Source organism: Aestuarium zhoushanense, assembly GCF_056431045.1.
Genome location: NZ_JBWKMA010000023.1, coordinates 799,115 through 812,725, shown reverse-complemented (window position 1 = coordinate 812,725; position 13,611 = coordinate 799,115). Strand labels below are relative to the sequence as shown.

Genomic DNA, 13,611 nt, shown 5'->3' with positions numbered 1-13,611 from the left:
GCGGCTGCCCCTACTCGGATGGCACGAAATCCAGCGTCAAAATATACGTTCGATTCGAATCGCTCCCCTTGACCGCGAATCACCTAGACCGCTAGATTCACGGTAGAATTCGCTGTTAGACGCCAACGCGCGACAGCATACCGGCCAGGCAGGGCGGGGAGGCGGGCTATTTTTGGCTCGTCTTTCTGTTTGTAACACACTGATACCGAATCATTTTTGTGAATCTCTTTATGGATGAACCCGTTGAGGCGATTCGCACGTTTGACTTGCGTCACCTGATTCTCCAAAATGCGGTCAAAGCGACGGAACACACAGCGCCTGCCAGCGCATAACAACAAGATGTGTTTCGAAGATTGGGGGACAGAAGATGTTGCGACTGTTTAGCAGTATAGCGATCGGGCTCTGCGTGGGCTTTGGCGCCGCGCAGGCTCAAGATGTAAAGATCACCGACAATTTGCCCGAGGCGGTCATTGACCTGAACGGCACGACAGTCACGATCAGCCGTATTCAAGATACAGAGAACCTTTTGACGGGCGATTTCACGAAGACATCTCGCCCATGCCCACCGTTTTGTATTCACCCGATAACCATTGCGGATGGTGTGGAAACTGTTGGCGAACTGGAGGTCATCGACTTCCTGTCGACCAAAGTCGCCGCTGGCAGTGGTTTGCTGATCGACAGCCGCGTCCCTGACTTTTTCGTTCGCGGCGCAATTCCCGGTGCGATCAATGTGCCGTTCACAACACTGGAAGCCTCGAACCCCTATCGCACTGACATCATCAAAGCGCTCGGCGCAGTTGAGGTTGGCGGTGGTTTGGATTTCACAAACGCCCTCGACCTCATGCTCTATTGCAACGGCCCGTGGTGTGATCAATCGCCCCGCGCGATCCGAGGACTACTAGAGGCGGGATACCCCGCCGAAAAACTGTTTTATTACCGTGGTGGTGTGCAAGATTGGGTCATGCTTGGCCTGACAACTGTTACGCCGTCGAATGACGGCTAAGCCGCTTAGGAGAAGAGTATTATGATCCGCACCGTATTAGGTTTTTTCATCGCGGCTTTGACGATCTGCATCGTGATTATTCTGGCACCGTTCTCGTCAGACGACGAACCTGCCACGATTGACGTAACACGCAATGAAACTGGCAACGTGACTGCGCCCGTGGCTACGCCGATTGGGTCAACGGGCACTTTGGCACCTGGCGTCGCCGAAGCCATCGCCCCAGCCCCTGGTGTTGCGGGTCAGGCTGCGGCCCGCATTCTGGCGGCATCCCGCGCGGGACAAGAACCAGAGCTAAAGATCCAAACCGACACGAGTTCTATCGGTGACACGACCGCCGGCGTTCTGGCGGCACTTGGTCTGGCAACAGGCGCGGCACCTGCGCCAACTCCCGCAGAGCTAGGCGGGGATGAAATGATGAACATGACCGCGAGTGTTCTGTCGGGCATCCGCGGCGCAACGGGACAACCCGCCGCCGCAGCACCTCAACAAAACGATCTGCAAACGCTGGTCGCGTGGGCGCTGAAAGAAGGTCAGTCGGATTCCTATATCGATGCGCTTTTGAACGAGGCCGCATCGGCTGGTCAGATCACCGTTCCAAACATGCTTGTGACTTCTGACGGTCGTGTAGATACCGCCACCCTCCTTGCGTCGATTGTTCAAGAGGCCACCGCCGCCACGACAGGCCAACGCGCAGCCGTTCCAACCACACCGTTGGGGCCGTCGGATGGCGTTGAGGTTCGCGTGGTTCAGCGCGCGGGTGAAACCGAACAATTCCGGTTCTACACCGTTGGTTCGGGCGACAGCTTGGGGTCGATCTCGGTAAAATTCTACGGGTCGGTTGAATACTACCCCCGCATTTTCGAAGCGAACCGCACCATCCTATCCAGCCCTGATCGCATCCAAACGGGCCAGCGATTGGTTATCCCAGAGCTAGGGTAAAAGAAGAAAGGCGGGGAAATCCCCGCCCTTCATTTATTCGTCAACCTGTTTGCCCCAAGTCTTGTCCTGCATTTCCCTCAGGCGACTGGCGGTGCGTTCGAATTCGAAGACCCCCTCCCCTTCGAGGTAGAGTGTTTCTGGTTCCGATGCCGCGGAACAAATCAGTTCAACCTTGGCCTCGTAGAGCGCGTCGATCAATGTGACGAACCGTTTCGCTTCGTTAAAGTTATTGCGGCTGAGCGCAGGAATATCTTCGAGGATCAGCACACGAACGGCATCTGCAACAGCAAGGTAATCTGCTGGCCCCAACATCCGCCCGCACAAGTCAAAGAACGACGCCCGCGCCACGCCGTTGCAGAAACCGGGCAGCGTCACATCACGACCTTTAACTTTAAGAACGAGAGGGTGCGCACTATCCCCAGCAAAATCGGTCCAAATCGCCCGAATTGATGCTCGTGCGTCTGGCGTAATCGGCGTGAAATACCGTTTCTCGTCATGCAACCGACCCTGACGGTGGTCCGTCTCGCTGACTAACTCGCGCACCTCCAATTGATCCTTAATCAGATCAATGAAGGGCAGGAAAAGTTGGCGATTCAGACCATTTTTATAGAGGTCATCTGGAACCCGGTTCGAGGTGGTCACAACCGTAACACCAGCCTCGAAGAGTTTTTCAAACAAACGGCCAACAATCATCGCATCAGTAATATCGCTGATCTGCATTTCATCGAACGCGAGGAGCCGAACATCTTTAACCAAGGCATCGGCAACAGGAACGATGGCATCATCCACGCCCTGCGCACGCGCCTTTGCCATTTCAGAATGGACCCATTGCATAAACGCATGAAAGTGCTCACGCCGTTTCGGTACATCGACCAAGGAATAGAGCAGGTCCATGAGCATGGATTTTCCGCGCCCGACGCCGCCCCAGAGATAAAGTCCGCGAACAGGTGTATGAGCGGCCTTACGGAAGAAGCCCTTTTTAACTGGCGGCTGCGCTAGTTCAGTTTGAACACGTTCGAGCGCGTCCAAAACCGCTTCTTGAGCGGGGTCGGGTTTCAGGCGGCCTTCGGCAACGCCCGTACGATATGCATCAATGATACCAGTCATAAACCGCACATAGCCCGCAGCATGGCCAAAGAAAAGCCGCGCCGCATTTCGGACGGCAATGTAGGGCCGCACAAAATGTCATCGAAAATCTAAAGCAGCCGATTGACGGCGATCAAACGGCCCGACACTGTCGCGCCATGAACAAAAGCGCACCCCTCTTTACACCCGTCCTGATCACTGGCTGCATCATCGTCATGATCGGCTTCTCAATTCGTGCGTCGTTTGGGGTGTTTCAAATTCCCATCGCCACGGAATTCAATTGGCTTCGGTCTGATTTCAGCCTCGCGATTGCGATCCAGAACCTCGCATGGGGCATAGGGCAGCCGATCTTCGGCGCTGTTGCCGAAAAGGTCGGCGATCGTAAGGCCATTATTCTGGGCGCGCTGGCCTATGCTGCTGGTTTGATCCTGTCAGCGGGTGCGACGCTCCCGATTCAGCATCAGCTGTATGAAATTCTCGTGGGCTTTGGCATTGCAGGCACGGGCTTCGGCGTCATTCTCGCCGTTGTTGGTCGCGCCAGTTCGGATGAAAACCGCTCCATGAGCCTCGCGATTGCGACGGCTGCAGGATCTGCGGGCCAAGTGTTCGGTGCCCCAGTTGCAGAGTTCCTTTTGCAGTCCATGTCATGGCAAAACGTGTTCCTGTGGTTTGCCGCTGCAATCCTCGCCACGCTTTTCCTTTTGCCGTTCATGCGCGCACCTCAGGTCGCATCAAAGGCTGAACTTCAAGAAAGCATGGGCACCATTTTGGGCCGTGCATTCCGCGATCCGTCCTACACAATGATTTTCCTTGGGTTCTTTTCCTGCGGATATCAGCTCGCCTTTGTCACCGCCCACTTCCCAGCTTTCGTTGCGGAAAGCTGCGGACCGATTGCAGGGGGCACTTTCTTGGCTGGAATGGGCATCAACTCGACCTCTGCCCTCGGTGCTGCTGCGATCTCTCTGATAGGTTTGGCAAATATCATGGGGACGCTGTTGGCGGGTTACCTCGGCAAACGGTATTCAAAGAAATATCTGCTGGCGAGCATTTACGCCGCGCGGACTATCGTGGCCGCATGGTTCATCCTCACGCCGATGACACCCCTCACCGTTATCGTATTCTCGATCGTTATGGGCAGCCTCTGGCTCGCCACTGTTCCGCTCACCTCGGGTCTCGTCGCGCACCTCTATGGGCTGCGCTACATGGGTACGCTCTACGGGATCGTGTTCTTTTCCCACCAGCTAGGTAGCTTCTTGGGCGTATGGCTCGGCGGCAAACTCTACGACATCTATGGCACCTACACTTACGTGTGGTGGGTTGGTGTCGGCGTGGGCGCGTTCTCGGCCTTGGTCCACCTTCCAATCAAAGAAAAGCGGACGGCGCTCGCGGCTTAACGCGCGCGCCACCGATCCAAGATATACCGCGCAGTCATAAGATCGAGGTGAGCACCACCACCGTTCTTGAACAGGGTGATGTCATCGGGAGCGCGGGTAAAAGCATCCAACGTATAGTAGTCGGCCACGACGTTCGCAGGATCATACTCCCCTGACTCAATAGGGATGCGCAGTTCGCCAATATCGTGGAGCACGGTGTCACGGCTATCCATGAACACACGTGACCGCAGAAGCGCCTCGGTGTCTGCCTCACGCAGGTCAGGTCGAAACGCGCCGATTAGGTCGACGTGCTGACCCGCGTGGAGCCATTCGCCTTTGAGCACGATCTGTTTGGCTGGTGTCGCACAGGTGATGATATCGGCGGCACGAACGGCGGCCTCAACATCCGTAGTGGCCTCAGTCGCGGGATACTGTGCAGCAAGGGCCGATGCGGTTTCTAACCGACGCCCTGCGATAATAAAATGAGCGTTCGGAAATAACGCGCCATATGCCTCGCGCAACGATGCAGCGACCGTTCCTGCGCCAATGATCACGATGTTCTCGCTCTCTGGTCGCGCCAAACGTCGAGCCGCCAACAAGCTATCCCCTGCCGTTTTCCATTTTGTCACAAGGCCGAAATCAATAACCGCTTCTAGGTCGCCAGTCACATCCGACATAAGGTTCATTGCGCCGTTTACGTTACGCAGTCCCTTTTCATTGTTCATTGGGAAAATCGTGGCGGCTTTGACCGCAATCCCAAGACCATCAATCCATGCGCTACGTGTGAGGAGCGTATCATCACCGCGATAGAGAAACGTATCGGCGATCTCTGCCTTGGGCAGAGTATGACCTTCAGCAATAGCGTCCGTTAGTCCAATCCAGTCAAGCAACGCCTGACCTTCGTCGAAAGGAACGATGTCGATCATTTCGCGTCCTCATCGCTCAACAGCCCTTCGGCAACAAGGCGATCTGCAAATCCCTGCGGATCAGTAAAGAGATGCGTGTTCCACCCACGCGCAGCGGCCGCAGCAATATTATCAGCCCGATCGTCGGCGAATAAAAGCGCCGTTGGCGCAACACCGCAATCGTCTTCTAGCATGCGATAAATCTCGGGCTCTGGTTTCACTTCTCCCATGTGCCCAGAGATGTAGCGACGGTCGAACTCTTCCAAGAACGGATATTCTCGCTCGCCGATTTCAAAAGTCTGAATGCCGAAATTCGACAGCGCAAACACTGGAACACCTTTAGATCGAAGGGCTCGCAACAAACGCACCGAGTGGTCGATTGCTGGTGACGCCATTTCGAGCCAACGCTCGTGCCACATCATGATTTCGTCGTGCCAGTCAGGGTTCTGCGCTGCGCATTCCGACACAGCATCATACCAATTCTGACCGCGATCCACCTGATCGTTCATGCCGTGCAGGTCGACGGCTTCGAACATCGCCTTGCGACGCTCCACCCCAATCACGCGGTCATAAACACGTTCGGGATTCCATTCGATCAGCACGTTGCCAATGTCAAAAACGACGGCTTCGATACCCATGATTAGCCTCTTTTTATACGTTGCAGCTCGCGCTCTAGGGCGTCGAGGAACCGTGATCGGTCTGCCTTGGAGAATGGTTTACCACCGCCCTGACGGAAGGGATCAGCCGACCGTAGATCCGCCATCAAATCCCGTGTTGCGAGGACGTTGCCAATATTGGCCTCGGTTAGAGCTTCGCCGTTGTGTTTAAGGACCCGCGCACCAGCTGCGACGCATTTGGCGGCCAGTGGGATATCGCCTGTAACAACCACATCGCCCTTGGTTGCACGATCAGCAATCCACATATCGGCGATGTCAGGTCCCTCGGGAACGATCACCGTTTCGACCAGAGGGTTTTGCGACGGACGAAGCCCGCCATTCGACACGATAAACATGCGTGTCTGATGACGGGTTCCGACCCGCTCTACCTCGGCCTTAACCGGGCAGGCATCGGCATCAACGTAGATCACGCGTAGAGAGCCTCTGCGTGGAATGCGATGTGATCTTCGAGGAACGAGGTCACAAAGAAATAGCTGTGGTCGTATCCCGGCTGCAGACGGAGGGTTGCTGGGATCCGGCGCTCTGCGGTTGCGGCCCAGAACTTCTCGGTCATCAGATAGTCGGCGTATTGGTCATTCGCGCCCGTATCGACCAGCAGCGGGATATTGAGGCCAACGTCGCGCATCAGCAGGGTCGCGTCATGCTTTGCCCATTTGCTTTCATCGGTGCCCAAGTAGGCCGTGAACTGCGGGCGGCCCCAGTCGCCAGCGGTAGGGTTACAGATCGGCGAAAACGCGGAGACCGAGCGATAGCGCGGCACGTTCATCGCAATTGTCAGCGCACCATGACCACCCATTGAGTGTCCAGTGATCGACTGGCGGTCCTCATCGACCGCGAAGTTCGCGGCAATGATACGCGGCAGTTCTTCCGTGACGTAGTCGAACATACGGAAATGCGGTGCCCACGGCGCTTCGGTTGCGTTCACATAGAACCCAGCGCCCTGCCCCATGTCATAGGCATCATCATTCGCTACACCTTCGCCACGCGGCGAGGTGTCAGGAAACGCCAGCGCAATACCGTGCTCTGCTGCCCAAACCTGCGCACCCGCTTTGATCATCGCGTTCTCATGGGTGCAGGTCAGACCCGCAAGGAACCAAAGGACGGGAACGGGCGCATGTTCAGCCTCTTCGGGCAGGAACAGACCAAATGTCATATCGGTGCCAGTCGCGTCTGATGCGTGCCGATACACACCTTGAACACCGCCGTAGCATTTGCTTTGCGAAATCGTTTCCATTGATGACCTCCGATTAGACTTGGACCCAGGCGATCACAGCCGAGACCGTTAAAATGCTAAGCGCCGTCGAAACAAGGATCGACGCTGACACGCGCGCGGGGGCAACCCCGTAGTGCTGCGCTAGAATATAAACGTTGCCCGCAACGGGCAGCGATGCCGCCGCAACCATAACCGAGGCCGGGAAGGGATCAACTCGGAACAGGACAAACGCAGCGAAAGCAACGGATGCTGGATGCAGCACCAACTTGGCAAAGCTGAGCCAACCCGCGACAACTAACCGTTCCGCAGATTTGCTCGCCAGCGACGCACCGATCGCGAACAAAGCACCTGGAGTAGCTGCAGCGCCAAGAATGGTCAGGAAATCATTGATTGGCCGCGGGATCGACCAGCCAGATGCCGAGATCAACATGCCAACCACAATAGAAACGATCATCGGGTTCTTCAGAAGACCAATGCCGACGGTGCCAAACACGCTCCACGACAAACGTCCGTGGCGGCTACCGTAGATCAAGATCACGATGAGCGACGAAAAGACGATCAGATCGACAACCAGCACCATCATAATCGGGCCGATGGCTTCCTCGCCGAGGAGCATGGACAACATCGGAATACCGAGGAAGCCCGTATTCCCGATCACACCAACCTGTGCCTCTACCGCGGCCTCAGCGGTGCCAAGCTTTCGGACTATGGCGACCGTCGTTACCAGCAAATAGACCGCCATCGATCCAACCAAATATGCCCCCATGAACGGCCAATCGATCAACTGGTCAAACGACAGGTTTGCCGAGAACCGGATCAGCATCGCCGATAGGGCAAAATAGAAAACGAACTTGGTGAGATACGAGGTCGCTTCGGACGAAAAGAAGCCCGTTCGCCCTGACCCATAGCCCAGCGCGATCAACATAAAGAACGGGAGTGTTTGAAGAAGAATTGCCCACATGCGAAACGGCTAGCATGGCATGTGAAGGAACGGAACCCGCCTTCTTTGCTAAGCCAGATTAGGCGCGGTGATAGGGTGAACCAGACAGGATCGACGCGGCACGGTAGAGCTGTTCACTCAGCATCACGCGCACCAGCATGTGGGGCCAAACCATCTTGCCAACGGACAACGCAGCATCCGCTTTGGCACGAAAGGCAGGGTCCAGACCATCCGCGCCACCGATGACGAAGGCGATGTCCTGACGCCCTTGATCGCGCCAGCCCCCAAGTTGGTCGGCAAAGTCGGGAGAGGTCATGACCTTTCCACGCTCATCCATGATGCAAATGAGAGCGCCATTCGGGATCGCTTTTTCAAGCAGGGCGGCCTCAGCCCCCATACCCGCGTTCTTTTTATCCTCCACCTCAATGACGTTCGCAGGACCGAGCGCAAGCGCTCGTCCTGTTCGGTCAAACCGTGTTAGATAATCGTCGATAAGGTCACGTTCCGGCCCCGCCCGAAGGCGACCGACCGCAACTATATGAACGCGCATCAGTTCAGGCTTCAGCAGCCCCTGTCGGGAGCCACATTTTTTCCAGCTGATAGAATTCGCGCACTTCGGGACGGAAGACATGGACGATTACGTCGCCACAGTCGACCAGAACCCAGTCGCCAATCTCTGCGCCCTCGACTTTACAAATAATGCCGAACGCTTGCTTCATTCGTTCGGTGAGCTTTTCCGAAACCGCAGCGACCTGACGGGTCGAACGGCCAGATGCAATCACCATGAAGTCAGCCATTTCAGTTTTACCGCGCAGAGGGATCTGCACGATATCTTCGGCTTTGTCGTCTTCGAGAGACGCAACGACAGCGGCGAGAATGTCATCGCTCGTTACGTTATTAGAAGCCACGGTCATCGCTGGCTCCATGTGGGCAGTCGCATCTGCCGAGGTATTGAAAGACAGGTCATTGTCCTCCGGGGTTGCGCGTCGTCCAAACCCCGACGCTGGGCCTGTGCTAAAGGTAGCAGCGCATCGCTTTATTTTCAACAGAACAGGACCGCAACAGCAAACAACGCATAGATTCACATATGTGACATTCCACCCACGCAGAGTTTCCTTGCGAGACTCACCAAAAATAACTATGTGACCGCCCATGATCCAAGTTTTCGACATGGATGACCGCGCGCGTTTGCGTGAACGGTTTTACGGCGAAAGCCGTTCGATCCTCGCCCGACTGTAATGTTGCGCGAGGCGCAGCACCGTTGCGCCTGTCCTCACGATCTGACTTTCAACATTTCCAAAGGTAAGAGCCATGTCGCCCAAGACGCTCTATGACAAAATCTGGGACGCACACGTCGTCCAACAATCCGAAGACGGCACCTGCTTGCTGTACATCGACCGCCACCTCGTTCACGAAGTGACCTCGCCACAGGCATTCGAAGGTCTGCGTATGGCTGGCCGCAAAGTGCGCGCTCCGGAAAAAACCATCGCTGTTCCGGATCACAACGTTCCGACCACTCTGGACCGTGCGGACCCAGCGACCATGACCGAAGACAGCCGCATTCAGGTTGCTGCGCTCGATAAGAACGCAAAAGAGTTCGGTATCAACTACTACCCAGTGTCCGACGTTCGTCAGGGCATCGTGCACATCGTCGGCCCAGAACAGGGTTGGACCCTTCCGGGAATGACCGTTGTTTGTGGCGACAGCCACACTGCGACCCATGGTGCATTTGGTGCATTGGCACATGGCATCGGTACGTCCGAGGTTGAGCACGTTCTGGCGACCCAGACGCTCATCCAGAAGAAGTCGAAGAACATGAAAGTGGAAATCACTGGCAAACTGATGCCGGGTGTGACCGCGAAAGACATCACTCTGGCTGTGATCGGCGCAACTGGCACCGCTGGCGGTACTGGTTATGTCATCGAATATTGCGGCGAAGCGATCCGCGATCTGTCGATGGAAGGCCGTATGACTGTCTGCAACATGGCAATCGAAGGCGGCGCACGCGCTGGTTTGATCGCTCCTGATCAGAAAACCTTCGACTACGTCAAAGGTCGTCCGCATGCTCCGAAAGGCGCTGACTACGACGCAGCTGTTGAATACTGGAAAACCCTGTTCACCGACGAAGGCGCACACTTCGATAAAGTTGTGACCCTCAAAGGTGAAGAGATCGAACCCGTTGTAACTTGGGGCACCTCGCCCGAAGACGTTCTGCCGATCTCTGCTGTCGTTCCGTCGCCGGAAGACTTCAAAGGCGGTAAAGTCGAAGCTGCGAAACGCGCGATCGAATACATGGGTCTGACCTCTGGTCAGAAACTGACCGATATCGAAATCGACACCGTGTTCATCGGGTCCTGCACCAACGGCCGTATCGAAGACCTTCGCGCCGCTGCAGAAATCCTGAAGGGCAAAAAAGTCAAAGACGGCATGCGTGCTATGGTCGTTCCGGGTTCGGGCCTCGTCCGCGCTCAGGCAGAAGAAGAAGGCATCGCGCAGATCTTTATCGATGCTGGCTTTGAATGGCGTATGGCTGGTTGCTCCATGTGTCTCGCGATGAACCCCGACCAATTGGCCGAGGGCGAGCGTTGCGCATCCACCTCCAACCGCAACTTTGAAGGCCGTCAGGGCTACAAAGGCCGCACCCACCTCGTTTCGCCGGCAATGGCTGCAGCTGCTGCAATCACCGGTAAACTCACCGACGTTCGGGAGATGATGTAATGGAAAAGTTTGAAACACTTCAGGGTATCGCAGCACCGATGCCGTTGGTGAACATCGACACCGACATGATCATCCCAAAGATCTTTCTTAAGACGATCAAACGTTCGGGTCTGGGTGTAAACCTGTTCGACGAAATGCGTTACGACCGTCAGGGCAACGAAATCGCTGATTTCGTCCTGAACAAACCGCAGTATCGCGACGCACAGATTCTTGTCGCTGGCGACAACTTCGGCTGTGGTTCGTCGCGCGAACACGCGCCGTGGGCTATTGCTGACTTTGGCATCAAATGCGTGATCTCGACCTCGTTCGCAGACATCTTCTTTAACAACTGCTTCAAGAACGGCATCCTGCCGATCGTCTTCCCGCAGGATGTTGTCGATGTTCTGATGAAAGACGCGGAAAAGGGCTCTAACGCTCGTATGACCGTTGATCTTGAGAATCAGGTTGTCACCACTTCGGACGGCCAAGAGTTCGCCTTCGAAGTCGACGCGTTCAAAAAACACTGCCTGATGAACGGTTTGGACGATATCGGCCTAACCATGGAGCATGTTTCGGCGATTGACGCGTTCGAAGCAAAGTCCAACGCAGAGCGTCCGTGGCTCTAAGCCACAAGATATAGCGTTACTTTAGCGGGGATCGTCCAAAAGGCGGTCCCCGCTATACATTTGGATACAGGACAAATGTAGTCTGCCACATTTCGTGCCACAGTTTCGCCCGCCAAAGCACCGCTTTGAAATGGTTGCATTCTCGCACCACTCATGCCGCAAAACCGCCCAATAGATTTCGTCATATTAACCCGTTAGTTGCAGCGGGGTCCGAAAATGGGCAACATTATGTCAAAGATGAGGCAGATCGTGCATCTCGCACGAGGTCAAACTGGAAACAGGACACGGCAAAGCATCGGGTCCGGCCGGATTGAGGAAAAAAGAGTAGTGTTTTCGCGAATTGCAGGGGCAGTTCTGCGTGCAGCGTTTGTGGTGTTGCTTGTTGCGACTCCGTCAATGCTGTTACCGGGCACCCATTCAGACACCACCCAAATCGTCGCCCTTGTGGCGCTGATCGCGGCTGTCTTTACGTTCGTGGAATACAACTCGGACTATCCGAGCTTGGTCGAATTCCGCGATGCACCGCCATTCAACCGCATCCGATTCATCGCACTGTTCCTGAGCGTGTTCTTCATCACGTTGATCGCACGCGGAAAGTTCGAACAAACCACGCTGACACTGTTTATCTCGGCTGTCGGGCATCGCCTGTCCGAGATGATCGATTTCCCGTATTCCCCCGTCCGCTTGATGGTTCTGATGCTACCCCAAGACGCCGATTTGGACCTAATCCAATCGCTACGCACCGCGGCGGGCATCTCATACCTTGTTTCCATCGTGTCCTTGGCGAGCTTTGTTCTCGCCCTGCGCATGAACCAATGGCCGTCGCGCACAAGTGGCTTCAACGTCTGGACCAACATGCCGACGTTCGATCCGACAGCAGGTGGGGACATTGTGGAACGCCTTCAACGCGATGGCCAAGTTAACATTATCTTTGGATTTCTCCTGCCATTTGTCCTTCCGGCCTTCGTAAAGCTGGCGTCGGACTTTATTGACCCGATCAGCTTAGCAGAGCCGCACACGTTGATTTGGACGGTTTCGGCATGGGCGTTCTTACCTGCGTCACTCCTAATGCGCGGGATCGCGATGGGGCGCGTGGCACAACTGATCGAAGACAAACGTCGTCGCACCTTGTCCGACGATTCCTTGCAGCTTGCCTGATTTCCCTCGGTGTATCGCCCATTTGGGCGGACACCATTCGTATCGCAACCTATGCAGCGCCCCTGTCCAGAAATGGACCGGGGCTTTTGCTTGCCGACATCCTGAATGAAACACCTGAGATCGTGCAGGTTTCCGAGCGAATCGAAGCGTTGGCCGCCGATGTCCTTCTGTTGACTGATATCGATTACGACCTCGACCTACGCGCACTGAGCGCACTCAATGACCGCCTGTCCACCCCCTACCCTCATATTTTTGCACTGAGACCAAACAGCGGCATGCAAACGGGCTTCGATGCCGATCAAAACGGACGGTTAGGTGAAGCGCGTGATGCCATGGGCTATGGGCGGTTCAGCGGCGACGGGGGAATGGCTATTCTGTCGAACTTCCCCATCGGAACCGTCACCGACTATAGCGATGCGCTTTGGGCGGACCTTCCGCAGACACTCATGGCCAAAGATGATCCCCTTCGAGGCGTCCAGCGGCTATCGAGCGTAGGACACTGGCAGGTTCAGATTTTGACGCCCAACCGCCCCCTCACACTCCTAGCGTTTTCAGCCACTCCGCCCGTTTTCGATGGGCCTGAAGATCGAAATGGGCGGCGAAACGCGGATGAAATTCGCTTTTGGCGGAACGTTCTGGACGGCGACTTTGGTCCTCCACCCGACGACTTCGTCACATTAGGCATCGCCAACCTTGACCCTGACCGAGGGGACGGACGGCGGGAGGCCATAATTAATTTGTTGAACGACCCACGGATACGCGACCCACTTCCCGACCAGCCCACAGCGTATTGGCCCGATCCCATCGGCGCGTTACGCGTCGATTACGTCCTGCCGTCCGCCACTCTGACAATTCAAAACGCAGGAATCGAGGACACACCTATCGGACCGCATCGCCCCGTTTGGGTAGATGTTTTATCAGCGCCATAAACCCCTTGGTTTCTTGACCCTTGGGCAGCAAACAGATAGGCCATCCCAGACCTTTTCAGACAAGG

15 protein-coding genes are annotated in these 13,611 nt (G+C 55.7%); 7 read left to right on the top strand and 8 right to left on the bottom strand.

Annotated elements, in window-relative coordinates; genetic code table 11:
• The first annotated feature begins 367 nt into the window (after positions 1-367).
• On the top strand, positions 368-1,003 hold the full coding sequence (locus AC07ED_RS15750; protein ID WP_105235988.1) for a rhodanese-like domain-containing protein: 636 nt from the start codon (positions 368-370) through the stop codon (positions 1,001-1,003).
• Between the two features lie 21 nt (positions 1,004-1,024).
• A complete protein-coding gene (locus AC07ED_RS15745; RefSeq protein ID WP_105235989.1) occupies positions 1,025-1,942 on the top strand; it encodes a LysM peptidoglycan-binding domain-containing protein in 918 nt (305 codons plus the stop codon).
• A gap of 33 nt (positions 1,943-1,975) precedes the next feature.
• Here the strand turns inward: AC07ED_RS15745 and zapE are convergent, their stop codons facing one another.
• Entirely contained in the window at positions 1,976-3,049 is a 1,074-nt protein-coding gene (gene zapE / locus AC07ED_RS15740) for a cell division protein ZapE (RefSeq protein WP_105236416.1), read from the bottom strand.
• A 137-nt stretch (positions 3,050-3,186) separates the two neighbouring features.
• On the opposite strand from zapE, the gene AC07ED_RS15735 reads away from it, so the two are divergent.
• Complete coding sequence (locus AC07ED_RS15735) at positions 3,187-4,422, top strand: MFS transporter (protein ID WP_105235990.1); 1,236 nt, start codon at positions 3,187-3,189, stop codon at positions 4,420-4,422.
• Here the strand turns inward: AC07ED_RS15735 and AC07ED_RS15730 are convergent.
• The 7 genes from AC07ED_RS15730 to rsfS are packed head-to-tail and all read right to left on the bottom strand — an operon-like array spanning position 4,419 to position 9,062.
• A complete protein-coding gene (locus AC07ED_RS15730; protein WP_105235991.1) occupies positions 4,419-5,327 on the bottom strand; it encodes an ornithine cyclodeaminase family protein in 909 nt (302 codons plus the stop codon). The two genes, AC07ED_RS15735 and AC07ED_RS15730, sit on opposite strands and share 4 nt — an antisense overlap.
• Complete coding sequence (locus AC07ED_RS15725) at positions 5,324-5,944, bottom strand: HAD-IA family hydrolase (RefSeq protein WP_105235992.1); 621 nt, start codon at positions 5,942-5,944, stop codon at positions 5,324-5,326. Before AC07ED_RS15725 ends, AC07ED_RS15730 begins: the two co-directional genes overlap by 4 nt.
• 2 nt (positions 5,945-5,946) lie before the next feature.
• Complete coding sequence (locus AC07ED_RS15720; RefSeq protein WP_211096410.1) at positions 5,947-6,393, bottom strand: YaiI/YqxD family protein; 447 nt, start codon at positions 6,391-6,393, stop codon at positions 5,947-5,949.
• A complete protein-coding gene (fghA, locus tag AC07ED_RS15715) occupies positions 6,390-7,217 on the bottom strand; it encodes an S-formylglutathione hydrolase (protein ID WP_105235994.1) in 828 nt (275 codons plus the stop codon). Before fghA ends, AC07ED_RS15720 begins: the two co-directional genes overlap by 4 nt.
• Positions 7,218-7,230: 13 nt before the next feature.
• Positions 7,231-8,157, bottom strand: a complete 927-nt coding sequence (locus AC07ED_RS15710; RefSeq protein WP_105235995.1) for an AEC family transporter — start codon at positions 8,155-8,157, stop codon at positions 7,231-7,233.
• A gap of 58 nt (positions 8,158-8,215) precedes the next feature.
• The gene (rlmH, locus tag AC07ED_RS15705) at positions 8,216-8,686 is read right to left on the bottom strand and encodes a 23S rRNA (pseudouridine(1915)-N(3))-methyltransferase RlmH (protein ID WP_105235996.1); all 471 of its coding nucleotides are present in this window, start codon (positions 8,684-8,686) and stop codon (positions 8,216-8,218) included.
• Between the two features lie 4 nt (positions 8,687-8,690).
• Entirely contained in the window at positions 8,691-9,062 is a 372-nt protein-coding gene (rsfS, locus tag AC07ED_RS15700; protein WP_231924726.1) for a ribosome silencing factor, read from the bottom strand.
• Between the two features lie 385 nt (positions 9,063-9,447).
• Here rsfS and leuC point away from each other — a divergent pair, with 385 nt between their 5' ends.
• The 4 genes from leuC to AC07ED_RS15680 all read left to right on the top strand — a co-directional run bounded on the left by leuC (position 9,448) and on the right by AC07ED_RS15680 (position 13,546).
• On the top strand, positions 9,448-10,854 hold the full coding sequence (gene leuC / locus AC07ED_RS15695; protein ID WP_105235998.1) for a 3-isopropylmalate dehydratase large subunit: 1,407 nt from the start codon (positions 9,448-9,450) through the stop codon (positions 10,852-10,854).
• Complete coding sequence (gene leuD, locus AC07ED_RS15690) at positions 10,854-11,459, top strand: 3-isopropylmalate dehydratase small subunit (protein ID WP_105235999.1); 606 nt, start codon at positions 10,854-10,856, stop codon at positions 11,457-11,459. Before leuC ends, leuD begins: the two co-directional genes overlap by 1 nt.
• Before the next feature lie 327 nt (positions 11,460-11,786).
• Entirely contained in the window at positions 11,787-12,617 is an 831-nt protein-coding gene (locus AC07ED_RS15685) for a hypothetical protein (protein WP_105236000.1), read from the top strand.
• Entirely contained in the window at positions 12,500-13,546 is a 1,047-nt protein-coding gene (locus AC07ED_RS15680; protein ID WP_158664557.1) for an endonuclease/exonuclease/phosphatase family protein, read from the top strand. Before AC07ED_RS15685 ends, AC07ED_RS15680 begins: the two co-directional genes overlap by 118 nt.
• The last annotated feature ends 65 nt before the right edge of the window (positions 13,547-13,611 follow it).

Coding starts and splice junctions, on each gene's coding strand:
- AC07ED_RS15750 (WP_105235988.1), top strand. CDS start 368: ATGTTGCGACTGTTTAGCAGTATAGCGATCGGGCTCTGCGTGGGCTTT.
- AC07ED_RS15745 (WP_105235989.1), top strand. CDS start 1,025: ATGATCCGCACCGTATTAGGTTTTTTCATCGCGGCTTTGACGATCTGC.
- zapE (WP_105236416.1), bottom strand. CDS start 3,049: ATGACTGGTATCATTGATGCATATCGTACGGGCGTTGCCGAAGGCCGC.
- AC07ED_RS15735 (WP_105235990.1), top strand. CDS start 3,187: ATGAACAAAAGCGCACCCCTCTTTACACCCGTCCTGATCACTGGCTGC.
- AC07ED_RS15730 (WP_105235991.1), bottom strand. CDS start 5,327: ATGATCGACATCGTTCCTTTCGACGAAGGTCAGGCGTTGCTTGACTGG.
- AC07ED_RS15725 (WP_105235992.1), bottom strand. CDS start 5,944: ATGGGTATCGAAGCCGTCGTTTTTGACATTGGCAACGTGCTGATCGAA.
- fghA (WP_105235994.1), bottom strand. CDS start 7,217: ATGGAAACGATTTCGCAAAGCAAATGCTACGGCGGTGTTCAAGGTGTG.
- AC07ED_RS15710 (WP_105235995.1), bottom strand. CDS start 8,157: ATGTGGGCAATTCTTCTTCAAACACTCCCGTTCTTTATGTTGATCGCG.
- rlmH (WP_105235996.1), bottom strand. CDS start 8,686: ATGCGCGTTCATATAGTTGCGGTCGGTCGCCTTCGGGCGGGGCCGGAA.
- rsfS (WP_231924726.1), bottom strand. CDS start 9,062: ATGGAGCCAGCGATGACCGTGGCTTCTAATAACGTAACGAGCGATGAC.
- leuC (WP_105235998.1), top strand. CDS start 9,448: ATGTCGCCCAAGACGCTCTATGACAAAATCTGGGACGCACACGTCGTC.
- leuD (WP_105235999.1), top strand. CDS start 10,854: ATGGAAAAGTTTGAAACACTTCAGGGTATCGCAGCACCGATGCCGTTG.
- AC07ED_RS15680 (WP_158664557.1), top strand. CDS start 12,500: ATGGGCGTTCTTACCTGCGTCACTCCTAATGCGCGGGATCGCGATGGG.